Here is a 23,434-nt window from a genome sequence, read left to right on the forward strand (position 1 = left end):
ACGCGCATCTGGTTTTTGGCTTGCGCTTTAGGACCAGGGGCCCCGATAACCGGAACCGCCACTGTTATTACCGCCTGCATTACCCCATGGACCACTGTTTTGGGAAGGGGGTGAACTGCGTTGCATCATTCCCGCCGAGCGAATGCCCATCTCAGCGGCCATCTGTTCAAGCGCCTGAATACGATTATCTGTGTCCGGATGCGTCGAAAACAGGTTGTCTGCTCCACGTCCGCTCAGAGGATTGATGATGAACATATGGGCGGTTGACGGGTTGTGCTCGGCTTCCTCATTGACAATAGACTTAGCGCCGCGGGCGATCTTGCCAAGGGCGGATGAGAGCCAGAGCGGATTGCCGCAGATTTCGGCACCGCGACGGTCGGCGGCATATTCGCGGGTACGGCTTACCGCCATCTGCACGATCATCGCCGCAAAAGGAGCCACGATCATAGCAAGAATTGTACCGATGACACCGATGATCCCATTGCCATTTTCGCGGTTTCCACCGAGGAAAAATGCAAAATTACCAAGCATGGAAATGGCACCGGCAAGTGTGGCGACGATTGTCATGGTCAGCGTATCGCGGTTTTGAACGTGCGCCAGCTCATGCGCCATCACGCCTGCAGCTTCTTCTGGTGTAAGACGATTGAGAAGGCCGGTCGTGGCTGCAACGGCAGCATTTTCGGGGTTTCGGCCCGTCGCAAATGCATTGGGCTGGTCTTCGTTGATAATATAGACCTTCGGCATTGGCAGGCCAGCATTGGCGGCAAGACCGCTGACCATGCGGAAGAATTCGGGCGCCGAACGCTCATCGACTTGCCTCGCATTATACATGCGCAGCACCATCTTGTCGGAATTCCAGTAGCCAAACAGGTTCATCGCAACAGCGACCACCAGAGCGATCATCATGCCGCCACCGCCGCCCAGCAAATAGCCAATGCTCATGAACATGACTGTCATGAGAGCAATCAGCATGGCAGTTTTCGTCATATTCATCCGTATAGGTCTCCGGTTCAGCAACAGTTTACACAATCGGGGTTTTGCTTCCCCGTCAGATTTAACTATATGATGGGTATGAAATGCCTGATGTTCAATAATGGGCTCTAATAACGGATCGCAAACAAATGACCGATAAGTTCAACGAACCCGCCAACGACGATAATGCTGAACCGCGCAAGTTTGAAGACTTGCCACCGGCCGCTCAGCGCGCACTGAAAGAAGCCGAAGAGCGCCGCGCGAGTGAAAATGCCGAAAAGCTGCCGCGTGAGATTGGAGGTCGCGGCGGCAAGGACCCCGCGCGTTTTGGCGACTGGGAGATCAAGGGACGGACGATAGATTTTTGAGCTGTTCAGGAAGTGCATTGTTAAAATCAAGGCAATCTCCATAGTCGCTCCGAGTGGCAGTAAAATCGCTTCAGGAGAGAAGACGCTTGAAGTGAGAAAGTGGGTTCCCGATCTTACTCCCCATGAAGATATTCTAATCGTGGAGAATAAATTTTTCCTGGGTGATCTGATCAGCGTTGACCCAGATGGCTATGCGCTGGCTGTTGTGAAAATTGTGCATGTTCGGCCATTTACGCTAGACGATCTAGAGCGCGTCCACTTTACTCGGGGTCATCTCCGCAGGATTTGAAGTAGTTGGCACATTCTTGTGGTTCAAACAGCGTGACGATCTGGCCGACAGTATTCCATAAGCCCTCGACGGTTCGCTCGGCTTTGGCGCGCAAGACGGCCTTGAGCTTGGCGAAGGCCTTCTCGATGGGGTTGAAGTCTGGACTGTATGGAGGAAGGTAGAGCAAGCTGCAGCCCGCACCTTCGATTGCGAGACGCACGCCCTTCGCCTTATGTGACGGCAGGTTGTCCATGATGACGATGTCGCCGGTCACCAAGGTTGGAATGAGAACCTGTTCGACATAGGCCTGGAATGCGACGCCGTTCATCGCACCGTCGAGGACCATGGGCGCGGTCATGCCAGATAGTCTGAGTGCACCGGTAAATGTCGTTGTCTTCCAATGGCCGTGTGGGACCGGTGAATGGCATCGATCTCCGCAAGGGGCTCGTCCGCGAAGCCGGGACATCTTCGTGCTCAGGCCGGTTTCATCAATGAATACGAGGTGCGCTGGATCGAGATCGAGCTGGCCGTCGAACCAGTCCTGGCGACGCTTCAGCAGGTCAGGACGGTCCTGCTCCAGTGCATGTGCGGTCTTTTTTTGAAAGTCCAGCCGCGCTTTCGCAGCCAGACGTCAAGCGCACTGCGGCCGATCAATACGGCTCTCTCCTCATGCAATCGCCGGACCATTTCGTTGAGCGTGATATCCTTCGCCTCTTCGATCATGCCGAAGATGAAGTCCTCGTGAGGATCCAGGCGTGAGCCGCCGCGTCGGCCCTGCTTCGCCGGGGTCAACAGACCTGCTCGCGCACTCGCAATCCAGGCGATGGCTGTTGAAATCCCAATCCCAAATCGGGCTGCCGCTGAACGTGCCGACATGCCATCCCGTGACGCAGCCAGAACGCGGCTACGCAGATCAACACTGAAAGCCCGGGTCATATTGCCTCCAACCAAATCACCAGTCGGAGCGATGGAATCAGAATTCGGCGACCAAGGGAATCCTCAACGCGATTCCGCGTTCAATGGACGCGCTCTAGCGGCTGCCTGCGCTTCGTCTTTTGAAGATGGGTGGTTTGCATGGGAGCTTTCAGATGTGCGGCCGTTGGCAAAACCAATCCCGGCATTGGCTGCGAGAAAAATCTATGAGCTAGATATCGGCAACCTGGTCTTTGGTTGAAATAAAAAGCCCCGGTTTCCCGGGGCCTGTTTTTATTTCTTGTTCTGGCGATTTTCGATCAGATCGTCCACGACGCCCGGATCGGCGAGTGTCGACGTATCGCCCAGTGAGCCGAACTCGTCTTCAGCGATCTTGCGCAGGATACGACGCATGATCTTGCCGGAGCGGGTCTTTGGCAGGCCGGGCGAGAACTGGATCTTGTCCGGCGTTGCAATCGGGCCGATTTCCTTGCGCACATGGCTTATCAGTTCTTTGCGCAGGGCGTCTTCGTCCTTCACGGCTTCGCCGGTCATCAGCGTGACATAGCAATAAATGCCCTGGCCCTTGATCGGGTGCGGGTAGCCGACAACAGCAGCTTCCGAAACCGAGTGATGCGAGACGAGTGCGGATTCGATTTCCGCTGTGCCGAGGCGATGGCCGGAAATATTGAGCACATCATCGACGCGGCCGGTGATCCAGTAGTAACCGTCTTCATCCCTGCGGCAGCCGTCGCCGGTGAAATACTTGCCCTTATAGGTGGAGAAGTAAGCTTCGATGAAGCGCTTGTGATCGCCGTAAAGGGTGCGCATCTGGCCCGGCCAGCTATCGATAATGCAAAGATTGCCGTCGGTGGCACCTTCCACAATCGCGCCTTCATTGTCCACCAGCTGCGGCTTCACACCAAAGAACGGACGTGTCGCAGAACCCGGCTTGAGGTCGGTCGCGCCCGGCAATGGCGTGATCAGAATGCCGCCGGTTTCCGTTTGCCACCATGTATCAACGATTGGCGAATGCTGATCGCCGACCACGTTGTAATACCATTCCCATGCTTCCGGGTTGATCGGTTCTCCGACCGAGCCAAGAAGACGCAGCGTTGAACGCGATGAACGTGTGACGAACTCATCGCCAGCGCCCATCAATGCGCGGATTGCTGTTGGTGCAGTGTAGAAAATGTTGACGTGGTGCTTGTCAACCACTTCCCAGAAACGACCCTGATCGGGGAAGTTCGGCACACCTTCAAACATCAGTGTGGTGGCACCATTGGCCAGCGGTCCATAGACGATATAGGAATGGCCTGTGACCCAGCCCACATCAGCGGTACACCAGTAAATGTCACCATCATGATAGTCGAAGACATATTGATGGGTCATCGAAGCGTAGACGAGATAGCCGCCAGTGGTGTGAAGCACACCCTTTGGCTTGCCGGTTGAGCCGGAAGTGTAGAGGATGAACAGCGGATCTTCCGCGTTCATTGGTTCCGGTTCGCAGGTCGGTTCGACGCTTGCGACTTCCTGATGATACCAGAGATCGCGACCCGGACCCCAGCTGACCTTGCCGCCGGTACGACGCACAGTCAGGACCTTGTTGACCAACACATATTGCTTGGCAGCAATGTCGATAGCGGTATCGGTGTTTTCTTTCAGCGGAACCGGCTTGCCGCCGCGTACGCCTTCATCTGCGGTGATGACGAAAGTGGATTCGCAGTCAACAATACGACCGGCCAGCGCTTCCGGCGAGAAGCCAGCGAAGACGACGGAATGCACCGCACCAATGCGGGCGCAGGCGAGCATTGCGTAAGCTGCTTCCGGGATCATCGGCAGATAGATGGTGACGCGATCGCCTTTCTTCACGCCGTGCTTTTTGAGCACATTGGCAAGGCGGCAGACATTTTCGTGCAGCTCACGATAGGTGATCTTCTTGTCGATATAGGGATTGTCGCCCTCCCATATAATCGCAACCTGATCGCCACGGCTTTTGAGATGACGGTCGATACAGTTATAGGAAACGTTGGTAACGCCATCCTCATACCACTTGATCGAAACGTCGCCGTTGAAATCGGTGTTCTTGACTTTGGTGAATGGCTTGAACCAATCAATCCGTCGGCCGTGCTTGGCCCAGAATCCATCCGGGTCGGTCACACTCTCATTGTACCATTCGAGATACTTCTCGTTGTCTATGAGCGTGTTCTTCTTTGCCCCCGGCAGAACAGGGTAAAGCTTTTCCGACATGTTGTCCTCCTTGCTGTCCGGCGATCCTCCCGCCGTAATCGATAGCTCGCATCGGGGCGAAGCTATCGCCAGACTCATCTACATTCCGTCTGACTAAACGTAAATTAGACATTGGGATCGACTATGGTCCAGAGTGACGCAGCACAAAAATATGATCGACGTGGCAGCACTCGCCTCAACTTGGTGCTAACATATTGTTTTTACTATTTAAAAACTATTTCCGGCGAGTATGATCAATGTCGGAGTCTCCAGATATTCACAATAGGCTCCTGTAAAAAGGGGAAATCGCTATGACGACATCCGCTTTTCTTGCAAAGCAAGCACTCGGTGCGAAGTCGGCTTTTGAACTCCAGCTTGCCGGTTACGGCCTGACAACGGCAAAGCTTTTCTACCACATGCCCGATCACCCACATCTGTTGCAGCTTTTCGTCTGGCAGGATTATGATATTGCGCCAGATTTTCCAACGCTGAACCATTTCATCAATTTTTGGAAGGATGAGATCGAGGGGCCGTTGCATTCGGTGAGCTATACGCATTTCCGTCAGCTCGGCCCATCTGATTTGAGGGTATTGCGGGGGGAAATGCTTTTGTCTTGGAACTAAGTTTTCTCAAAGAAATGTGAAACATCTCGGAAAAAATCGGATGGACTGTTTGTCCCAAAACAGATTTTCGCGAAGATGTTTCACGGAATTGTCAGGAAATTCTAAAATGTTTATGGAGATTAATACATGTAATTTATAAAAAATATTGTATAAATGACGGTGATTATAGTATAATTACGTGTTGTGAAGTGGTGATAATTTAAACGTATCTCACGTAAAATGTATCATTGATGGTATGTTTTGTATCATCCTTAAAAAAGATTTTCTCTGGATCGTTCTTGGATATTGTTAGTGTGTATTTTTTATCGGCCATGCTTATTCTGTATCCTTTAGAAAAAGGTATTTGATCTACATATTCGAAATGGAAAAGTACCGCAGGAAGGTAGTCAATGTTAAATGCAGAAAGAAGATTTACCTCTTTCCCGTCAACTATAGATTTGTTTTTGGAGGTTTGTCCCCAAAAATAGTCTGTATCAATAGATTGTCCATCGTAATATACAATACTAGATTGTTTATTTTCAATTTTATCATCTATTGACCAAATCATGTTTTCTTTAGGGGATTCATTCTCTTTTTTCATGGAAACATGGAATAAATTCTCTTCTACCAAAGAGTCTAGGGTTATGAAACGGTTTGTTATAACGCTTTGAAGAGTAATTTTAGTAGACATTATAAAATCCTCATTTGATTAATATGAATCATGTATATATATGATGTTTTTTCTATCTACTGTCAGTTGTTGCAGTAGCATAGCGCCCACCAAAAATCGCCGAGCCGACTCGAACCGAGGTCGCACCGAAGCCGATTGCCGTTTCGTAATCGCCCGACATGCCCATGGAAAGCTTGGCAACGCCTGCTTCGCGGGCGAGTTTTTCCAGCAAAGCAAAATGCGGCCCCGGATTTTCGTCTGCCGGTGGTATGCACATCAGCCCTTCGATTGAGAGGCCATGATGCATGCGGCAGCGCTCAGCGAAGGCAACGGCCTCATTTGGCGGGATACCAGCCTTTTGTTCTTCCAGGCCGGTATTGACCTGCACATAGAGCTTCGGGCTTTTGCCCTGCTTTTTGATCTCACTGGCTAAAGCGGCGGCGATTTTTTCACGGTCCACGGTTTCGATCACGTCGAAGAGGGCCACGGCATCAGCTGCTTTGTTGGATTGTAGCGGTCCGATGAGGTGCAGCTCGATTCCTGAATAGGCTTCACGCAAGCCTGGCCACTTGGCTTGAGCTTCCTGAACGCGGTTCTCACCAAAGACCCGCTGGCCGAGTTCGAGTGCCGGGCGGATTTCATCCGCTTCGAATGTTTTCGATACGGCCACAAGTGTCACGGAACCTTTTTTGCGCTGCGCTTCTTTCTCTGCGTTTGCAATCGCGGTCTTGACCGTGTTCAGGTTCGCACCAATATCTGACCCAATAACTGACATGGAATTCTCGCTTTCAGGCTTTTAAGTCCGCAAAAACTTGACGCTCTCGCCAATACGTGGTGAAGGTCGCCATTAAATACCGACTCTCCTTATTGCATCACCTTCGTACGAGTAAATACGCTCATGGCATCCGAACGTTATAATCCGCGTGTGGCGGAAGCTCATTGGCAGAAAATCTGGGAAGAAAACCAGACTTTCGAAACCGACAACAGCGATCCCCGCGAGAAATACTACGTCCTAGAAATGTTCCCTTATCCATCGGGGCGCATTCACATGGGCCATGTGCGCAACTATGCGATGGGCGACGTTGTTGCCCGTTACAAGCGCGCCAAGGGTTTCAACGTTCTACACCCGATGGGGTGGGATGCGTTCGGTATGCCTGCGGAAAACGCGGCGATGCAGAACAAGGTGCATCCGAAGGAATGGACCTACCAGAACATCGACACGATGAAGCGTCAGCTGAAATCCATGGGCCTGTCGCTTGACTGGTCGCGTGAGTTTGCGACCTGCGATGTCGAATACTACCATCGTCAGCAGATGCTGTTCATTGACCTGTTTGAAAAAGGTCTGGTGACGCGCAAGACCTCCAAGGTCAACTGGGACCCGGTCGACAACACCGTTCTCGCCAATGAGCAGGTGGTGGATGGCCGCGGCTGGCGTTCAGGTGCGCTGGTCGAACAGCGCGAACTGACACAGTGGTTCTTCAAGATCACCGATTTCAGCGAAGACCTGCTGGCGGGTCTCGATACGCTTGACCAGTGGCCGGAAAAAGTCCGCGTCATGCAAAAGAACTGGATCGGCAAGTCGGAAGGCCTGCAGGTTCGCTTTGCGCTGGATCACAAGACCGCGCCGTCCGGTTTCTCGGAAGTTGAAGTTTATACGACCCGTCCGGACACGCTGTTCGGTGCGGCTTTTGTAGCGATCTCCGCCGATCACCCGCTGGCGAAGAAGCTTGCAGAGGATAATGCCTCGCTCAACGGCTTCATCGATGAATGCCATCAGCATGGCACGTCGCTCGCAGCGCTTGAAACTGCTGAAAAGAAGGGTTTCGATACCGGCATCAAGGTTAAGCACCCGTTCGATGATAATTGGGAACTGCCGCTTTATGTCGCTAATTTCGTGTTGATGGAATACGGCACAGGCGCCGTTTTCGGTTGCCCTGCACACGATCAGCGCGATCTGGATTTTGCCAATAAATATTCGCTGAAAGTGACGCCGGTTGTTCTGCCGAAGGGTGAGGACGCAGCAAGCTTCAGCGTTGGCGAAACGGCCTATACCGACGATGGGGTGATGTTCAATTCGCGCTTCCTCGACGGCATGACGCCGGAAGCAGCTTTCGCGGAAGTGGCTGAACGTCTGGAAAAGACCGAGCTTGATGGTCGCCCGCAGGCTCAACGCAAGGTGCAGTTCCGTCTGCGCGACTGGGGTATTTCCCGCCAGCGTTATTGGGGTTGCCCGATCCCGATGATCCATTGCGAAAGCTGTGGCGTCAATCCGGTGCCGCGTGCTGATCTGCCAGTCAAGCTGCCGGATGATGTCGAGTTCGACCGTCCGGGAAATCCGCTTGACCGTCATGCGACATGGCGTCATGTGAAGTGCCCGAAATGCGGTGGCGAAGCGCGCCGTGAAACGGACACCATGGATACGTTCGTCGATTCGTCGTGGTATTACACGCGCTTCACCGCGCCTTGGGAAAATGAGCCGACGGATCGTGCGGTTGCCGATCACTGGTTGCCGGTCGATCAGTATATTGGTGGCGTTGAGCACGCGATCCTGCACCTGCTTTATTCGCGCTTCTTTACCCGCGCCATGAAAGTCGCAGGTCACGTTGGTATCGATGAACCATTCAAGGGCCTGTTCACGCAGGGCATGGTGGTGCATGAAACCTATAAGGCTAATGGCCAGTGGGTTGCACCTGCCGATATCCGCATCGAAGATGTTGACGGCAAGCGCGTTGCAACCATGCTCGATAGCGGTGCGCCTGTCGAAATCGGTTCGATTGAGAAAATGTCGAAGTCGAAAAAGAACGTGGTCGATCCCGACGACATCATCTCGTCTTACGGCGCAGATACCGCGCGCTGGTTCATGCTTTCCGACAGCCCGCCGGAACGCGACGTCATCTGGACCGAAGCCGGCGCCGAAGGTGCGCATCGTTTCGTGCAGCGCGTCTGGCGTCTGGTTTCGGAAGCTGCTGCCGGCTTGAAGGATGTCGCGCCGAAAGCTGGAACGCAGGGCGGTGCGCTCACCGTATCCAAGGCTGCTCATAAGGCTGTTCAGGCTGTTGGTGATGACATCGAAAAGCTTGCCTTTAACCGTTCGGTCGCTCGTCTTTACGAATTGGTCAACACGCTTGCAGCACCGCTGCAGCAGGTTGCATCCGGTAAAGCCGACGATGAGCTGAAGGCGGCATTGCGCGAAGCAACCGAAATGTTGATCATGATGCTGGCACCAATGATGCCGCATCTGGCTGAACAGTGCGCAATTGAGCTGGGTGGCAAGATAGCAGGCAAGGAAACACTGGTTGCACGTGCGCCCTGGCCGCAGTTCGATCCAGCTTTGATCGTGGAAAACGAGATTGTTCTGCCGGTTCAGATCAACGGGAAGAAGCGTGGGGATTTGACAATCGCGCGCGACGCTGATCAAGCTACAATCCAGCAGGCGGTGCTCGAACTTGACTTCGTCAAGACCGCGCTCGAAGGGGGCACGCCGAATAAGATCATCGTGGTGCCACAAAGGATCGTCAATGTCGTTGCCTGATCGCTTGATTTCCGCTTTTCAGAATCTCCGTGTGGCGATTGTGGCCATCGGAGCCGTAGTTCTTCTTGCTGGCTGTACGGTGCAACCGCTCTATTCGGGCGGTGGCAGTGCAGGCAGTACGATTGGCGGCAGTGTGACGCCGGATATGCGCGCGAAGCTGGCATCGATTTCGGTCGATCCTGAAAATAGCATTTACGGTGTTCAGGTTCGTAATCGGCTGATCTTCTTGCTTTCCGGCGGTGCTGGTGAGCCTGCCAATCCGAACTACAAGCTGCGTCTGGGCTTAAGCAAGTCGGTTACATCTTTCGTGAGTGTCGATATTGGTGACCAGACGGATCGCACGGGCCGTCCATCGGCTGGTACAGTCAATGCGAAGTCAAATTTCGTGCTGTTCGACAAGGACGGTAAGGCACTGAAGTCCGGGACACGCACGGTCGGTGCTTCCTTTGACCGTCCGCGTCAGGAATTCGCCAACCTGCGTGCCGAACGTGATGCAACGAAGCGTGCGGCTGAAGAACTAGCTGAACAGATCTATCTTGCAATCGCCATGCAGATGTCGAAGCTTTGAGGGTGCCAGTTTGATCGAGTTCGAAAAGGCGGCGCATCTTGTGCCGCCTTTCGTTTGTCTAGGCTGAGGAAATCATGCGGCTCGTTTCATTTTCGGCAAAAGGCTATCGCTCACTTCGGTCTGTGCGGTTTGATCTGGGGCAGGTCACAGTCTTTGTTGGTGAAAACGGCGCTGGAAAGTCCAATCTTTATCGTGCCCTGCAACTCGTGAAGGCTGCGGCGGAAGGTATATTCTCAACCGAGATCGTGCGCGAAGGCGGTATGCAATCGGCCATGTGGAGTGGCACCCGACGCAAGCATGAACCGGCGCGAATCATTCTTGAGGCCGAATTTGAAGATGAACGCCTTGCTTCGCGTCTGTCTTACCGTGTCGAGGCAGGTTTGCCGCCGCCGGTATCGGGTGCTTTTCCCTTTGAGCCGCAGATCAAGGAAGAGCAGCTCAATCTCGACACCGGGCGACGTCCGGTTGATCTCATGGATCGCAAGGGACCAGCGGTTTTTGCACGGGATGGGGAGGGGCGACGTACCGAACATCCGACTCGCCTTCTGACATCGGAGAGTGGCCTCGCCGTCTTGGGACAGTCCGGGCATTATCCGGAGATCGGTGATCTCGCATCCCAAATGCGCGGGTGGCGGTTCTATCATGGTTTCAGAAGCGATCGCGATGCACCGGTGCGTCAGCCATCGATCGCTGCAACGGCTGCAATGCTTGACGAGGACGGCGGTAATCTGGCTTCTGTGTTTGCAACACTCGCGCATATTCGTCAGGATACGGTGGATCTTGATCATCTGATTGCCGATGCGCTGGAAGGCGCCAAGCTGGTCATTCCGTATCCAGAAGAAACCGCAACATTCGGCCTCAAATTTCCTGCCTTTCCGCCGCGCGTATTTCGGCCGGGCGAGTTATCTGACGGGCAGATACGTCTGCTGGCGCTTGCGGGCGCGCTTCTGTCCTATCGTCTGCCGCCTTTGATTGCTCTGAACGAGCCTGAGGCGAGTCTGCATCCTGATATGATTCCATCGCTGGCGAAGATGATCGCGCGAGCCTCCGAGCGCAGTCAGATATGGGTGGTCACGCATTCGGCCCGGCTGGCGGAAGCGATTACGGAATATTGCGGCAACAATCCGATTCGTGTTGTCAAGCAAGACGGCGAAACCGAACTTGGATAAACAAAAACGGCGGATCGATGATCCGCCGATTTGCGTTTTAATCAGTAGGCTGATTAAGCAATTTTCTGGCCGGTCTTCGCCCAGTCGGCGAGGAAGGTTTCAAGGCCCTTGTCGGTCAGTGGATGCTTGACCAGAGCCTTGAGCGTTGCCGGAGGGGCAGTAACGACGTCGGCGCCGATCAATGCTGCTTCCTTGACGTGGTTTACGGTGCGAACCGAAGCAGCCAGGATTTCAGTACGGAAATCGTAGTTGTCGAAAATGGTACGGATTTCAGCAATCAGTTCCATACCGTTGATGCCAGTGTCATCCAGGCGACCAATGAATGGCGATACGAAGGTCGCGCCTGCTTTTGCTGCGAGCAGAGCCTGATTGGCCGAGAAGCAGAGCGTCACGTTGGTCTTGTGACCATCGGAGGTCAGTGCCTTACAAGCCTTGAGGCCGTCGAGTGTCAAGGGCAGCTTGATGCAGATATTGTCTGCGATCTTGGCAATGACAGCAGCTTCCTTCATGATCTGCTCATATTCGGTTGCTGCGACTTCAGCCGAAACCGGACCCTTGACGAAAGAGCAGATTTCTTTGGTAACTTCGATGATGTCACGGCCGGACTTGAGGATCAGCGACGGATTGGTGGTTACGCCATCGACCAGTCCAAGATCATTGAGTTCGCGGATTTCCTTGACGTCCGCAGTGTCGACGAAAAACTTCATAACAGAATTCCTCCATAATGGGCGCGGGTTAGTGGATTTAAATTGATTTAAATCCAGCAAGGTGGCTTTTCTTTAGCGCAAAGCCGCGCCAAGGTCACGCAATCATGTCGAAAGATTCGCACGATATTTTGAGCCTCTTTGCGGAGCCCACCCAAAGCGTGGTGCCGGTGCTCGTGCCGATGCCTGCTGAACGTCCATATTCATATATGGTGCCGGAGGGAATGCATGTCCAGCCCGGCTCAATCGTGCGCGTACCTCTGGGGCCGCGAGAGGTTGCGGGTATCGTTTGTGATGGCGCCACCGATGCCGTCGACGCCAAGAAACTGCGCGCAATTTCTGAAGTTTTCGATTGCCCCCCTGTGGATGCTCAGATGCTGCGCTTCATGCGCTGGGCCGCAGATTATACCCTTTCACCGCCCGGAATGGTGGCGCGCATGGTGCTTCGTGCGCCTGCAGCCTTTGATCCAGAGCCGAAAGTGCCGGGGCTTCGTCACAATGGCCATGAGCCGGAGCGCATGACGGATGCCCGTGCCCGTGTGATGGAACTGGCACGCGACGGCTTGGCATGGACGCGCTCGGGGCTGGCCCATGCCGCCGGTGTTTCGCTGACGGTTGTCGATGGTTTGAAAACGCAGGGCGTGTTTGAGGATGTGATGCTTCCGCCGCCTGCTGTCGTGGCGACGCCGGATACGGATTATTCGCGATCCACTCTTTCAGAGGATCAGCAGGCTGCTGCCGAAATGCTCGCCGAATCGGTTGAGGAAAATGCTTTTTCAGTTTCGCTGCTTGATGGCGTGACCGGTTCCGGCAAGACCGAGGTTTATTTTGAAGCCGTCGCCAAGGCGCTTGAGATGGGCAAACAGGTGTTGATCCTGCTGCCGGAAATCGCACTGACGCAGCAGTTTCTCGACCGTTTTCATGAGCGCTTTGGGGCAAAGCCTGCCGAATGGCACTCCGATCTTGCGCCGCGCACACGGGAGCGCGTCTGGCGACAAATTGCGGAAGGCACCGTTCGTGTGGTCGCCGGTGCCCGTTCGGCGCTGTTTTTGCCGTTCAAGGAACTTGGCCTGATCGTGGTCGACGAGGAACATGATCCGGCTTACAAACAGGAAGATCGCGTTTTCTATAATGCGCGCGATATGGCCGTTGTGCGTGGCCACATTGGCGGTTTTCCGGTGATATTGGCATCGGCAACACCTTCTATCGAAAGCCAGGTGAATGCCGATCAGGGACGCTATAAGCGAATCAAGCTCTATGGTCGCTATGCGGAAGCGGCACTTCCGACACTGAAGACCATCGATATGCGGCGCTCTCCGCCGCCGCCGGGACGGTTTTTGTCGCCAGCCTTGACCGAGGCTGTGGGTAAGACTGTCGAGCGTGGCGAACAGGCGCTGCTGTTTCTCAACAGGCGTGGCTATGCGCCACTTACGCTTTGTCGTGTCTGTGGCCATCGTTTTCAGTGTCCGCAATGTTCAAGTTGGCTGGTCGAACACCGTTTTCGCGGGCAGTTGATGTGCCATCAGTGTGGCTATCATGAGCCAGTGCCGGAAGCTTGCCCGGAATGTGGCACGCTGGATCATCTGGTTGCCTGTGGACCGGGTGTTGAACGCATTGCCGAGGAGGTGGCTGCAACCTTCCCGGACGCGCGAATCATTGTTCTTTCGTCGGATATGGCGGGCGGTGTGAAGCGTCTTCGGCTTGAACTGGATGCCATTGCCAAAGGCGAGGCGGATATTGTCATCGGCACGCAGCTTGTGGCCAAGGGGCATAACTTTCCCAACATGACGCTGGTGGGCGTGGTGGATGCCGATCTTGGCCTTGCCAATGGCGATCCGCGTGCAGCCGAACGCACTTTCCAGTTGCTCAATCAGGTGACAGGCCGTGCAGGGCGAACAGGTCGCAAAAGTCTTGGTCTGCTTCAGACCTATCAGCCTGATCATCCGGTGATGCGCGCTATCGTCAGCGGTGATTCGGACGCATTTTATGCGCGTGAAATCGAGGAGCGTGAACGAAGTGCCCTGCCGCCCTTTGGGAGGCTTGCGGCGCTGATTATTTCTGCCGATAACCGGCCTGATGCTGAAAATCATGCGCGTGCGCTTCGGCGTGCAGCGCCGCATTCTTCTGAGGTTTCTGTGCTTGGTCCGGCTGAGGCGCCACTTGCACTGGTGCGTGGCAGACATCGGTTCCGTATCCTGGTTCACGGAACGAAAAGAGCGGATATTCAAGGGTTTATTCGTGCGCTTCTTGCAGCCGCACCCAAAGAACGCGGCTCTATCCGGGTGCAGGTGGATATCGATCCCCAGAGCTTCCTGTAGCGTCCAAAGCTATGGAAACGCGTCGGGTTTTTCGCTATAGCGCTTGAAACCAAGAGGTGAAACGCAATGGAATTTTATCTCCCCATGACCACCGGCGAGTGGCTTGCCTGGACTGCCGCGGTCGTAACGGCGCTAGCGGGACTCATCATGCTTTTTGCACCGGGTATCACCATGAAGCTGCTGCGTCTTCAGCCAGTCAACGCGCGTCCAGAGGCTTATAGCTCCATCCGAGCTGTTCTGGCCGGTCCGTATCTCGGGCTCGGGCTCGGATGCCTCATCTTCGCACAGCCTTTTCTGTGGGTTGTGCTGGGCGCGGTATGGGGATTTGCGCTCTTCGGCCGTTTCATTTCAATGATGTCGGATAAAAGTGCAACTTTTTACAACATCGTTGCAGCCGTCATCGAATTTCTGCTTGCCGCTGGGCCATTGCTTTACGCTTTTGGTTTTGTCGGTTGAGAAGCTGGCCAAAGACGAGCTGGACGCCAGAGTCGAGCCCAAGTTGCTATGCGAAAATGCATTCTGCTTCATTCGTCGGCTTCGTTCGTCGTTTTCTAACCTAAAATAGCGGCAAAACTTACACAAAAGTGCGGGATTCGCGTGTTGCGAGTCCGGTTCGTCTATGCTAGACGGCAATCACATTTCGGTGTTGTCGCGCTCGCGCGTCAGGGGTTCCCCGGAAACATTCAATAAAATCATCTGCTTGGGCCAATCGGTCCTGCTGAACTCCCAAAAAGATGGTTTCAACGTAGAGAGCAGGTTGTTCGTGGCAGAAACGTCTTCGCTCATTTCAGGTGTCGCACAGCGCTACGCCGGGTCATTGTTTGAGCTTGCGCTCGATGCAAAATCCGTTGCTGCTGTGGAAAAAGATCTTGGCCGTTTCGAGGCGCTTCTGAGCGGAAGCGAAGACCTGAAGCGTCTGATTTCCAGTCCGGTCTTCAATGCTGAAGACCAGCTTCACGCCATTGGCGCGATTGCTGACAAGGCTGGCATCAAGGGTCTGGTCGGCAATTTCCTGCGCGTCGTGGCGTCCAATCGTCGCCTGTTTGCGCTGCCGGGCATCATCGCCGCTTTCCGTGAGATTGCAGCTCAACATCGCGGCGAAGTTTCCGCTGATGTTATTTCTGCGCATGAGCTGACGAGCGCTCAGCAGAATGAATTGAAGGCAACGCTGAAGGGCGTGGCCGGCAAGGACGTGACGATCAATGTCACCGTCGATCCGTCGATCCTCGGCGGTCTTATCGTCAAGATGGGTTCGCGTCAGATCGACACGTCCCTTCGCACTAAACTTTCTTCTCTCAAGCTTGCACTGAAAGAGGTCGGCTGATGGACATCCGCGCCGCGGAAATTTCCGCTATCCTGAAAGAGCAAATCAAGAACTTCGGCAAGGAGGCTGAGGTCTCCGAAGTCGGTCAGGTTCTGTCCGTCGGCGACGGTATCGCCCGCGTTTACGGTCTGGACAATGTTCAGGCTGGCGAAATGGTCGAATTCCCTGGTGGTATTCGCGGAATGGCGCTTAACCTTGAAACCGACAATGTCGGTGTGGTTATTTTCGGTGCCGACCGTGACATCAAGGAAGGCGACGTCGTCAAGCGTACCGGCGCGATCGTTGACGTTCCTGTTGGTTCAGGCCTGCTGGGCCGTGTTGTCGATGCTCTCGGCAACCCAATCGACGGCAAGGGCCCAATCGTTGCTACTGAGCGTCGCCGCGTCGACGTCAAGGCGCCGGGCATCATTCCGCGTAAGTCGGTTCATGAGCCAATGTCGACCGGCCTCAAGGCTGTTGACGCTCTGATCCCTGTCGGTCGTGGTCAGCGTGAGCTGGTCATCGGTGACCGTCAGACCGGCAAGACTGCTATCATTCTCGATACCTTCCTTAACCAGAAGCCAATCCACGACAACGGGCCGGACAGCGAAAAGCTTTATTGCGTTTACGTTGCTATCGGCCAGAAGCGTTCGACTGTTGCTCAGTTCGTTAAGGTTCTCGAAGAACGTGGCGCTCTCGAATATTCCGTCGTGATCGCGGCTACCGCTTCCGATCCGGCTCCGATGCAGTACCTTGCGCCATTCGCAGGCTGCGCTATCGGTGAATATTTCCGTGACAATGGCCAGCACGCGCTGATCGGCTATGACGATCTTTCCAAGCAGGCTGTTGCTTATCGTCAGATGTCGCTTCTGCTTCGTCGTCCTCCGGGCCGTGAAGCTTACCCAGGTGACGTTTTCTACCTTCACTCGCGTCTTCTTGAGCGCGCTGCGAAGCTCAACGACGAAAACGGCGCTGGTTCGCTGACGGCTCTGCCAGTCATCGAAACGCAGGGTAACGACGTTTCCGCGTTCATTCCGACCAACGTGATCTCGATCACTGACGGCCAGATCTTCCTCGAAACCAACCTGTTCTATCAGGGTATCCGTCCGGCTGTTAACGTCGGTCTGTCGGTTTCGCGCGTTGGTTCGTCCGCTCAGATCAAGGCCATGAAGCAGGTTGCTGGTTCGATCAAGGGTGAACTCGCCCAGTATCGTGAAATGGCAGCATTCGCTCAGTTCGGTTCGGATCTTGATGCTTCGACCCAGCGTCTGCTTAACCGTGGTGCACGTCTGACCGAACTTCTCAAGCAGCCGCAGTTCTCGCCGCTCAAGACGGAAGAACAGGTTGCCGTGATTTACGCTGGCGTGAATGGCTATCTCGATAAGATCGCCGTCAACCAGGTTGGCAAGTTCGAAGCTGGTCTTCTTTCTTCGCTGCGCACCGAGCACAAGGATGTTCTCGACGCGATTCGCGACGAAAAGGCACTCACCGACAACATCAAAGCAAAGCTCAAGGCAGCGGTCGACGCGTTCGCCAAGTCTTTTGCTTGAATTTTGTGACGGGATGAACGGATGCCTTCACTAAAGGATCTGAGAAACCGTATCGCCTCGGTCAAGGCGACGCAGAAAATCACCAAGGCGATGCAGATGGTCGCTGCGGCGAAGCTGCGCCGTGCTCAGGAAGCTGCGGAGGCCGCACGGCCTTACTCGCAGCGCATGGGCGCCGTTCTCGCTAACATCGCGCAGAACGTGAGCGGTGAAGACGCACCGGCATTGATGGCTGGTACGGGTAAGGACGACGTGCATCTGCTCGTCGTCGCTACTGCAGAACGTGGCCTTTGCGGCGGTTTCAACTCGCAGATCGCGCGTTATGCGCGTGATCATGCCCGCAAGCTCCTCGCTGAAGGCAAGACAGTCAAGATTCTGACGATCGGTAAAAAGGGTGCAGATATTCTGCGTCGTGAATTTGCTTCGTTGATCATCGACCATGTCAATCTGCGTGAAGTCAAACAGCTTGCTTTTGTGCATGCCGACCAGATCGGTAACAAGATCATTGAACTGTTTGAACAGGGCGCGTTTGATGTCTGCACACTGTTCTATTCCGAGTTCAAGTCGGTGATTGCACAGATCCCCACTGCACAGCAGATCATTCCGGCTTCGGCTGGAAATGCTGAGCAGGCAGGAACTGCAGGCGATGCGATTTATGAGTACGAACCTGATCCTGCGGAGATCCTGAGCACGCTGATCCCGCGCAATATTTCGGTCCAGATTTTCCGCGCACTGCTGGAAAATGTGGCGGGCGAAATGGGCGCGAAGATGAGCGCTATGGACAATGCGACGCGTAATGCCGGTGACATGATCAACAAGTTGTCGATCACGTACAACCGTCAGCGTCAGGCTCAGATCACCAAGGAACTGATCGAAATTATTTCGGGCGCGGAAGCGCTTTAGAATTAGGTTCATCGCATGATATTTTCCGAAAAGCCTTCAATTTTTCGGGATCATGCTAACGGAAGGTAAAAGGATCGATGGCAAAAGCAGCGACCCCGAAAACTACCGCCGCGGCCGAAGCAAAGCCAGCAGCGGCGAAAGCTCCAGCCAAAAAGGCTCCGGCAAAGACTGCTGCCGCTAAGGCCGATGCAGCTCCTAAGGCTGCAACGACTAGCGCAGTTGGCAAAATTACACAGGTTATCGGCGCTGTTGTCGACGTTCAGTTTGAAGACGGTCAGCTTCCGCTGATCCTCAACGCTCTGGAAACAGACAACCTCGGCAGCCGTCTAGTTCTTGAAGTTGCACAGCATCTGGGCGAAAACACCGTTCGCACGATCGCTATGGACTCGACCGAAGGTCTCGTCCGTGGTCACGAAGTGCGCGATACGGGCAACCCGATCATGGTTCCGGTTGGCGAAGAAACGCTTGGCCGCATCATGAATGTTATCGGTGAGCCAGTTGACGAAGCCGGCCCAATCAAGACCACTGCTCGTCGTGCGATCCACCAGGAAGCTCCTGAGTACATCGAACAGTCGACCGAAGCTGAAATCCTCGTAACGGGCATCAAGGTTGTTGACCTTCTCGCTCCTTACGCAAAGGGTGGTAAGATTGGTCTGTTCGGCGGTGCGGGCGTTGGCAAGACCGTTCTCATCATGGAACTGATCAACAACGTCGCTAAGGCGCACGGCGGTTACTCGGTATTCGCAGGTGTTGGTGAACGTACCCGTGAAGGTAACGACCTTTACCACGAAATGATCGAATCGGGCGTTAACAAGCTCGGTGGCGGTGAAGGCTCCAAGGCCGCACTCGTTTACGGTCAGATGAACGAGCCTCCGGGTGCGCGCGCTCGCGTTGCTCTGTCGGGTCTGACGGTTGCTGAAAACTTCCGTGACAAGGGTCAGGACGTTCTGTTCTTCGTGGACAACATCTTCCGCTTCACGCAGGCTGGCTCAGAGCTTTCGGCACTTCTCGGCCGTATTCCTTCCGCTGTTGGTTATCAGCCAACGCTGGCAACCGACATGGGCGCCATGCAGGAACGCATCACGACCACGACCAAGGGCTCGATCACTTCGGTTCAGGCAATTTACGTTCCCGCCGACGACTTGACCGACCCTGCACCAGCAACGTCGTTCGCTCACTTGGACGCGACAACCACGCTGAACCGTTCGATCGCTGAAAAGGGTATTTACCCTGCTGTGGATCCACTTGAATCCACTTCGCGTATGCTCGATCCAATGATCGTTGGTGAAGAACACTATGCAGTTGCCCGTCAGGTTCAGGCAATTCTGCAGCGTTACAAGGCTCTTCAGGACATCATCGCCATCCTGGGCATGGATGAACTGTCGGAAGAAGACAAGCTGACCGTTGCGCGCGCTCGTAAGATCGAACGCTTCCTGTCGCAGCCGTTCTTCGTTGCCGAAGTGTTCACTGGTTCGCCAGGTAAGCTCGTTGCACTCGAAGACACCATCAAAGGTTTCAAGGGTCTCTGCGCAGGTGAATACGATCATCTTCCAGAACCAGCCTTCTATATGGTTGGCTCGATTGAAGAAGCGATCGAAAAGGCGAAGAAGCTGGCTGCTGAAGCCGCTTAATGAATTGAGTTTTCGGCGGGCTCTATAGCCCGCCGAAAATGCCTGTTCATTTGTTTGAGTATGATCATTGACCGAAACGGCTTTGTTTTCGGGATCAAGCTCCAGAAATTTAAGTGAGAACCATGGCTCAAGCTTTCCAATTCGAACTCGTGTCGCCAGAACGCCTCCTGCTTTCGGCTGAGGTGACGGAAGTCGTCATTCCGGGCAGTGAAGGCTATTTGACGGCGCTGAGCGGTCATTCGCCGCTGATGACGACGATCATGCCGGGTGTTGTTTCGGTGAAGCTTGCCGATGGCAAGTCTGATTCCTATGTGGTGTTTGGCGGCTTTGCTGACATTACCCCACAGGGCTGCACTATTCTGGCAGAATCAGCGACGCATGTTGACGATGTTGATCCTTCCGATATTCAGAATCGCATCGAAATTGCCCGCAAGCATCTCGAAGATGCTTCAACAAATGAGCATCGTACGAAGGCTGAAGTCTTCCTGCATCAGCTGATGACGTTGCAAGGCACTGTCCTGCCAGCATGAAAAGGTTAGGCCTCGGCTAACCTCAGAGAATTGACAAGAAAGCGGGCTTTGGCCCGCTTTTCTTTTATTGGTATTTTTACCAACGGAAAATCGCTGGCCAACCACTTATAGGTTGGGCTTATACCATCACGGTTGCGTGAGCATGCTATGATCGCTTGAAAACCACTAGTCGGCCATTTAAGCCGTTAGTTGATTGTTAGGGTACTAATATTAAGGCATCCACGATGAGCAGAGCAGATCTGAGTGCAGAATTGATCGACGCCATGGCAAAGGTCAATCGCAGGCTGCGAACAGTGTTTGATGCGCGCGTGAAGCAGCGCGGCCTGACTTTGGCCCGTGCACGTACCTTGTTGACATTGATCGAACAGGAAGGCCTTTATCAAAAAGAATTGGCTGAAGTTCTGGAAATCGAGAATGCAACGATGGTTCGCTTGATTGATGGACTTGAGCGTCAGGCATTTGTCGAACGGCAGGCGGTAGCAGGTGATCGTCGCGCCAAGCGCATTGTTATGACCAAAGAGGGCAAAGAACTGGCACAGCAAGTGGTTGATCTCGCGGTAGAAGTGCGAGCCGACTTGTTGGAGGGCATCAGTGATGATGAGCTCAACACAGCCCTCAAAGTCATGCACAAAATGTCCGACTCAATGAACAAAGCCAGCTGAGGCTGATCGCGATTTTGTGAAGTTTGCGTCTTTAGCTAAATATTAAACGCCATTTTTTGAACATGAGTTAGCGCTTAATTCGGATTGTCAACTTAATGGCGGAGCGTTGGAGATGCGTTATTCGTCGCAAGTATTATTCGGTCTTTTGGCTATTTTTTCGATTGCTTCAGTTCAGACAATCGACATGGCCCATGGAAGCCTACATTCCTATTCTCGTGCTGTTAACGACATCGGCACAGATGACGGTTTGGTTTTTGATACCAGAGCTACCGCCACTGTAGATATAGATGCGATTTTGCAGGGACGTAACGGTTCAAATGCTGTCTAAACAGCGTTTCTATTCCGGTGCCAGAGTGCGCAAATAAGTCATCAACGCGCTGGCGGTTTGGCTTGCCCGTTCCGGTTCCCGCGATATGATCGCTTCAATCAGTGTTGCGTGGGCATTTGCAGAACCGGTTATTCCTGATGCGGGGCGCAGCCTGAACCAGAATCTGCGGCTGTGTGTTTGCAGAGGCGCAGCAAGACGCGTCGCGTATGGATTGCCAGCCGCAGTTCCAAGTACGATGTCGAACGCTTTGTCGGCGTCGAGAAAGAGTGCAACATTTTCAGCTGGTATGGCTTCACGCATGGCGTTTGCGGCAGCTTGCAGACGTTCAAAATCGCGCGCGCTTCCGAACCGGGCAGCATCGCGGGCGAGGACCCGTTCCACACCTTCGCGAGCATCAAGAACCTTATTAAAATCTATAGGATCAATTGGTGCAATGGCTATGCCGGAGCGCGGGCGCACTTCAACCAGCCCTTCCCAAGCCAGCCTTTGGATTGCTTCGCGTATCGGCGTTCGCCCCATGCCCGTCAATTCTATCAGCGTGCGTTCATTGACAATGGAGCCGGGTTCCAACTCCAGCGTAACGATGAGGCGCTCAAGAAGACGATAAGCCTGTTCAGCGAGGCTCTCACTTCCCCAGCTATCGATGAGTGCATTGCTACTGTTAGCCGCTTTTTCATTAATACTGGCATGTTCCATACAGACGAAGCCTTAAACTGATTACGATTGACAGAATAAATACCTATAGATATATCTCTGATATATCAATTAAGAGCTATCTGTTGTCGCAAAAATTCTAACAATAGAGACACTGAACGACTATCATCGATATCGGGCTTTTTACATGATGTCATTCCAAAATTCGGTCAGTGAGAGTCGTGCTATCGGCGCAAAACTGTGCCAGAAATTTGGGTCTGGGCAAATACAGCTTAAGCGGTCGGGAGCCGTGTATTTATGAAATCTGATCCGAACGCTTCGCATGAAATTGTTATCATTGGCGGCGGGATCGTTGGTGTGGCGACTGCGGCATCGCTGGCCGAGTCCGGCCGGGAAGTTCTGGTCATTGATCGAAGCGGCATTTGTGAAGAAACCAGCTCCGGCAATGCCGCAGCACTCGCCTTTTCTGACATTCTGCCGATGGCTTCTAAAGGTGTCATGCGCAAGGTCCCAGGCTGGTTGATGGACCCGCTTGGCCCATTTACGATCCGTGCCTCTTATTTCCCCAAAATGATTCCGTGGCTATATCGCTTTTGGCGAGCGAGTTCTTCGGCTGCCCTCGAAAAGACGACCGTTGCGCAGGGCAATATGATGCAGCTTGCCCAAAGCGAGATGCTGGCGCTGATTGACCGTGCAGGACTGCGTGATCGTTTGCAGGAAGACGGCAATCTGGAGCTTTACGAAAGTGAAACTGAACTTCAGGCATCCCAGTCAGGATGGGATGCAAAAGCGAAGGCCGGCATCGCATATGAGCATGTGCGCGGCGAACGTTTAAAAGCCTTGCAGCCGGGGCTTGATCCTCGCTTTGTAGCAGGAACATTTGTTCCGGGCTGGAAGAATGTGAGTGATCCCAAGCTTTTCGGGCAGGCGATCTGGGCCTATGCCGAAACGAAGGGCGCACGCTTTCTGAAGGCTGTCGTCACGAGCGCGGCAGCTGAAAATGGCGGTGCAATCGTTCGTCTTGATAAGGGGCCGGAAATTCGTGCAGCGCATCTTGTTCTGATGGCTGGGGCCTGGTCTAAAAACCTGGCTAAGGGGTTTGGCGATAGTGTTCCACTTGATACCGAACGCGGCTATAACACCACGCTCCCCGTGGGAAGCTTCGACGTGAAGCGCCAGCTGACGTTTCCGGGACATGGCTTTGTGATAACACCGATGGCAACAGGTTTGCGCGTTGGCGGCGCCGTTGAGTTTGGTGGACTGGAGCTGGCTCCCAATTACGCCCGTTCAGCAGCGATGCTGAAAAAGGCCGCACAGTTTTTGCCGGGATTAAAAACTGAAGGCGGTCGACAGTGGATGGGATATCGCCCATCGATGCCCGATTCCATGCCGGTTATCGGTCGCGCATCAACGGGTGGCAATATTTACTATGGCTTCGGCCATGGTCATCTCGGTCTCACTCAATCGGCGGCGACAGCGCGGATTATTCACGACCTGATTACCGGCTCTGTGCCGCCAGTCGATATAGAACCATTCAAGCCCCAACGTTTTCGGAATTAACCAC

The 23,434-nt window shown here is 53.9% G+C and carries 24 protein-coding genes; 17 read left to right on the forward strand and 7 right to left on the reverse strand.

Features of this window, described 5'->3' with window-relative positions:
* Window positions 1-27: 27 nt before the first annotated feature.
* Window positions 28-993, reverse strand: coding sequence for a zinc metalloprotease HtpX (htpX, locus tag H5024_RS02950; RefSeq protein ID WP_187543950.1), 966 nt, complete (start codon window positions 991-993; stop codon window positions 28-30).
* 128 nt (window positions 994-1,121) lie between these two features.
* Here htpX and H5024_RS02955 point away from each other — a divergent pair, with 128 nt between their 5' ends.
* Window positions 1,122-1,340 (forward strand): DUF1674 domain-containing protein, encoded by a 219-nt coding sequence (locus tag H5024_RS02955; RefSeq protein WP_007876846.1) that lies wholly within the window; start codon window positions 1,122-1,124, stop codon window positions 1,338-1,340.
* A 40-nt stretch (window positions 1,341-1,380) separates the two neighbouring features.
* Window positions 1,381-1,629, forward strand: coding sequence for an ASCH domain-containing protein (locus tag H5024_RS02960; RefSeq protein ID WP_348770684.1), 249 nt, complete (start codon window positions 1,381-1,383; stop codon window positions 1,627-1,629).
* Here H5024_RS02960 and H5024_RS02965 read toward each other — a convergent pair.
* Window positions 1,601-2,544, reverse strand: a protein-coding gene (locus H5024_RS02965; RefSeq protein WP_247875203.1) for an IS630 family transposase whose coding sequence is annotated in 2 segments (ribosomal slippage) — window positions 1,601-2,220 and window positions 2,220-2,544 — 945 coding nt in all. Because the reading frame shifts where the segments join, the coding sequence is not laid out codon by codon here. The two genes, H5024_RS02960 and H5024_RS02965, sit on opposite strands and share 29 nt — an antisense overlap.
* 31 nt (window positions 2,545-2,575) lie before the next feature.
* Here H5024_RS02965 and H5024_RS02970 point away from each other — a divergent pair.
* Entirely contained in the window at window positions 2,576-2,782 is a 207-nt protein-coding gene (locus H5024_RS02970; RefSeq protein ID WP_187543951.1) for a hypothetical protein, read from the forward strand.
* Window positions 2,783-2,814: 32 nt separating this feature from the next.
* On the opposite strand, the gene acs is transcribed toward H5024_RS02970, so the two are convergent.
* Window positions 2,815-4,770 (reverse strand): acetate--CoA ligase, encoded by a 1,956-nt coding sequence (acs, locus tag H5024_RS02975; RefSeq protein WP_187543952.1) that lies wholly within the window; start codon window positions 4,768-4,770, stop codon window positions 2,815-2,817.
* Window positions 4,771-5,060: 290 nt separating this feature from the next.
* Between acs and H5024_RS02980 the strand changes: the two genes are divergently transcribed.
* Complete coding sequence (locus H5024_RS02980; RefSeq protein WP_187543953.1) at window positions 5,061-5,372, forward strand: Usg family protein; 312 nt, start codon at window positions 5,061-5,063, stop codon at window positions 5,370-5,372.
* A 199-nt stretch (window positions 5,373-5,571) separates the two neighbouring features.
* Here H5024_RS02980 and H5024_RS02985 read toward each other — a convergent pair whose 3' ends face one another.
* Window positions 5,572-6,042: a hypothetical protein gene (locus H5024_RS02985; protein ID WP_187543954.1), complete on the reverse strand. Its 471-nt coding sequence runs from the start codon at window positions 6,040-6,042 to the stop codon at window positions 5,572-5,574.
* 52 nt (window positions 6,043-6,094) lie between these two features.
* On the reverse strand, window positions 6,095-6,796 hold the full coding sequence (locus tag H5024_RS02990; protein WP_187543955.1) for a YggS family pyridoxal phosphate-dependent enzyme: 702 nt from the start codon (window positions 6,794-6,796) through the stop codon (window positions 6,095-6,097).
* A 123-nt stretch (window positions 6,797-6,919) separates the two neighbouring features.
* On the opposite strand from H5024_RS02990, the gene leuS reads away from it, so the two are divergent.
* The 3 genes from leuS to H5024_RS03005 all read left to right on the forward strand — a co-directional run bounded on the left by leuS (window position 6,920) and on the right by H5024_RS03005 (window position 11,290).
* On the forward strand, window positions 6,920-9,553 hold the full coding sequence (gene leuS / locus H5024_RS02995) for a leucine--tRNA ligase (protein ID WP_187543956.1): 2,634 nt from the start codon (window positions 6,920-6,922) through the stop codon (window positions 9,551-9,553).
* On the forward strand, window positions 9,540-10,121 hold the full coding sequence (gene lptE / locus H5024_RS03000) for an LPS assembly lipoprotein LptE (protein WP_187543957.1): 582 nt from the start codon (window positions 9,540-9,542) through the stop codon (window positions 10,119-10,121). The genes leuS and lptE overlap by 14 nt, the downstream gene beginning before the upstream one ends.
* Before the next feature lie 74 nt (window positions 10,122-10,195).
* Complete coding sequence (locus tag H5024_RS03005) at window positions 10,196-11,290, forward strand: AAA family ATPase (RefSeq protein ID WP_187543958.1); 1,095 nt, start codon at window positions 10,196-10,198, stop codon at window positions 11,288-11,290.
* 53 nt (window positions 11,291-11,343) lie between these two features.
* Here the strand turns inward: H5024_RS03005 and fsa are convergent, their stop codons facing one another.
* Entirely contained in the window at window positions 11,344-11,997 is a 654-nt protein-coding gene (fsa, locus tag H5024_RS03010; RefSeq protein WP_187543959.1) for a fructose-6-phosphate aldolase, read from the reverse strand.
* Window positions 11,998-12,101: 104 nt separating this feature from the next.
* On the opposite strand from fsa, the gene H5024_RS03015 reads away from it, so the two are divergent.
* From H5024_RS03015 to H5024_RS03055, 9 genes are all read left to right on the forward strand, one after another.
* Window positions 12,102-14,312 carry a primosomal protein N' gene (locus H5024_RS03015; protein WP_187543960.1) on the forward strand — a complete coding sequence of 737 codons (2,211 nt, stop codon included), beginning with the start codon at window positions 12,102-12,104 and terminating at the stop codon, window positions 14,310-14,312.
* Between the two features lie 66 nt (window positions 14,313-14,378).
* Window positions 14,379-14,768 carry a DUF4345 family protein gene (locus H5024_RS03020; protein ID WP_187543961.1) on the forward strand — a complete coding sequence of 130 codons (390 nt, stop codon included), beginning with the start codon at window positions 14,379-14,381 and terminating at the stop codon, window positions 14,766-14,768.
* A gap of 307 nt (window positions 14,769-15,075) precedes the next feature.
* Complete coding sequence (locus H5024_RS03025; RefSeq protein ID WP_187543962.1) at window positions 15,076-15,636, forward strand: F0F1 ATP synthase subunit delta; 561 nt, start codon at window positions 15,076-15,078, stop codon at window positions 15,634-15,636.
* The gene (gene atpA, locus H5024_RS03030; protein ID WP_187543963.1) at window positions 15,636-17,165 is read left to right on the forward strand and encodes a F0F1 ATP synthase subunit alpha; all 1,530 of its coding nucleotides are present in this window, start codon (window positions 15,636-15,638) and stop codon (window positions 17,163-17,165) included. The genes H5024_RS03025 and atpA overlap by 1 nt, the downstream gene beginning before the upstream one ends.
* A 21-nt stretch (window positions 17,166-17,186) precedes the next feature.
* Entirely contained in the window at window positions 17,187-18,065 is an 879-nt protein-coding gene (locus H5024_RS03035; RefSeq protein ID WP_187543964.1) for a F0F1 ATP synthase subunit gamma, read from the forward strand.
* 77 nt (window positions 18,066-18,142) lie between these two features.
* Entirely contained in the window at window positions 18,143-19,696 is a 1,554-nt protein-coding gene (atpD, locus tag H5024_RS03040) for a F0F1 ATP synthase subunit beta (protein WP_187543965.1), read from the forward strand.
* 122 nt (window positions 19,697-19,818) lie between these two features.
* The gene (locus H5024_RS03045; RefSeq protein ID WP_187543966.1) at window positions 19,819-20,226 is read left to right on the forward strand and encodes a F0F1 ATP synthase subunit epsilon; all 408 of its coding nucleotides are present in this window, start codon (window positions 19,819-19,821) and stop codon (window positions 20,224-20,226) included.
* 224 nt (window positions 20,227-20,450) lie between these two features.
* On the forward strand, window positions 20,451-20,888 hold the full coding sequence (locus H5024_RS03050) for a MarR family transcriptional regulator (protein WP_187543967.1): 438 nt from the start codon (window positions 20,451-20,453) through the stop codon (window positions 20,886-20,888).
* Window positions 20,889-21,000: 112 nt separating this feature from the next.
* Complete coding sequence (locus tag H5024_RS03055; protein WP_187543968.1) at window positions 21,001-21,216, forward strand: hypothetical protein; 216 nt, start codon at window positions 21,001-21,003, stop codon at window positions 21,214-21,216.
* 9 nt (window positions 21,217-21,225) lie between these two features.
* Here H5024_RS03055 and H5024_RS03060 read toward each other — a convergent pair whose 3' ends face one another.
* Window positions 21,226-21,912 carry a GntR family transcriptional regulator gene (locus H5024_RS03060; protein WP_187543969.1) on the reverse strand — a complete coding sequence of 229 codons (687 nt, stop codon included), beginning with the start codon at window positions 21,910-21,912 and terminating at the stop codon, window positions 21,226-21,228.
* A gap of 255 nt (window positions 21,913-22,167) precedes the next feature.
* On the opposite strand from H5024_RS03060, the gene H5024_RS03065 reads away from it, so the two are divergent.
* Window positions 22,168-23,430 (forward strand): FAD-binding oxidoreductase, encoded by a 1,263-nt coding sequence (locus H5024_RS03065; RefSeq protein WP_187543970.1) that lies wholly within the window; start codon window positions 22,168-22,170, stop codon window positions 23,428-23,430.
* Window positions 23,431-23,434: the final 4 nt, after the last annotated feature.

It is taken from the genome of Ochrobactrum sp. Marseille-Q0166, from assembly GCF_014397025.1.
Lineage (GTDB): Bacteria > Pseudomonadota > Alphaproteobacteria > Rhizobiales > Rhizobiaceae > Brucella.

Excerpts from the sequence above, each read along its gene's own strand:
- htpX (WP_187543950.1), bottom strand. The coding sequence starts at position 993 with ATGAATATGACGAAAACTGCCATGCTGATTGCTCTCATGACAGTCATG.
- H5024_RS02955 (WP_007876846.1), top strand. The coding sequence starts at position 1,122 with ATGACCGATAAGTTCAACGAACCCGCCAACGACGATAATGCTGAACCG.
- H5024_RS02970 (WP_187543951.1), top strand. The coding sequence starts at position 2,576 with ATGGAATCAGAATTCGGCGACCAAGGGAATCCTCAACGCGATTCCGCG.
- acs (WP_187543952.1), bottom strand. The coding sequence starts at position 4,770 with ATGTCGGAAAAGCTTTACCCTGTTCTGCCGGGGGCAAAGAAGAACACG.
- H5024_RS02980 (WP_187543953.1), top strand. The coding sequence starts at position 5,061 with ATGACGACATCCGCTTTTCTTGCAAAGCAAGCACTCGGTGCGAAGTCG.
- H5024_RS02985 (WP_187543954.1), bottom strand. The coding sequence starts at position 6,042 with ATGTCTACTAAAATTACTCTTCAAAGCGTTATAACAAACCGTTTCATA.
- H5024_RS02990 (WP_187543955.1), bottom strand. The coding sequence starts at position 6,796 with ATGTCAGTTATTGGGTCAGATATTGGTGCGAACCTGAACACGGTCAAG.
- leuS (WP_187543956.1), top strand. The coding sequence starts at position 6,920 with ATGGCATCCGAACGTTATAATCCGCGTGTGGCGGAAGCTCATTGGCAG.
- lptE (WP_187543957.1), top strand. The coding sequence starts at position 9,540 with ATGTCGTTGCCTGATCGCTTGATTTCCGCTTTTCAGAATCTCCGTGTG.
- H5024_RS03005 (WP_187543958.1), top strand. The coding sequence starts at position 10,196 with ATGCGGCTCGTTTCATTTTCGGCAAAAGGCTATCGCTCACTTCGGTCT.
- fsa (WP_187543959.1), bottom strand. The coding sequence starts at position 11,997 with ATGAAGTTTTTCGTCGACACTGCGGACGTCAAGGAAATCCGCGAACTC.
- H5024_RS03015 (WP_187543960.1), top strand. The coding sequence starts at position 12,102 with ATGTCGAAAGATTCGCACGATATTTTGAGCCTCTTTGCGGAGCCCACC.
- H5024_RS03020 (WP_187543961.1), top strand. The coding sequence starts at position 14,379 with ATGGAATTTTATCTCCCCATGACCACCGGCGAGTGGCTTGCCTGGACT.
- atpA (WP_187543963.1), top strand. The coding sequence starts at position 15,636 with ATGGACATCCGCGCCGCGGAAATTTCCGCTATCCTGAAAGAGCAAATC.
- H5024_RS03035 (WP_187543964.1), top strand. The coding sequence starts at position 17,187 with ATGCCTTCACTAAAGGATCTGAGAAACCGTATCGCCTCGGTCAAGGCG.
- atpD (WP_187543965.1), top strand. The coding sequence starts at position 18,143 with ATGGCAAAAGCAGCGACCCCGAAAACTACCGCCGCGGCCGAAGCAAAG.
- H5024_RS03045 (WP_187543966.1), top strand. The coding sequence starts at position 19,819 with ATGGCTCAAGCTTTCCAATTCGAACTCGTGTCGCCAGAACGCCTCCTG.
- H5024_RS03050 (WP_187543967.1), top strand. The coding sequence starts at position 20,451 with ATGAGCAGAGCAGATCTGAGTGCAGAATTGATCGACGCCATGGCAAAG.
- H5024_RS03055 (WP_187543968.1), top strand. The coding sequence starts at position 21,001 with ATGCGTTATTCGTCGCAAGTATTATTCGGTCTTTTGGCTATTTTTTCG.
- H5024_RS03060 (WP_187543969.1), bottom strand. The coding sequence starts at position 21,912 with ATGGAACATGCCAGTATTAATGAAAAAGCGGCTAACAGTAGCAATGCA.
- H5024_RS03065 (WP_187543970.1), top strand. The coding sequence starts at position 22,168 with ATGAAATCTGATCCGAACGCTTCGCATGAAATTGTTATCATTGGCGGC.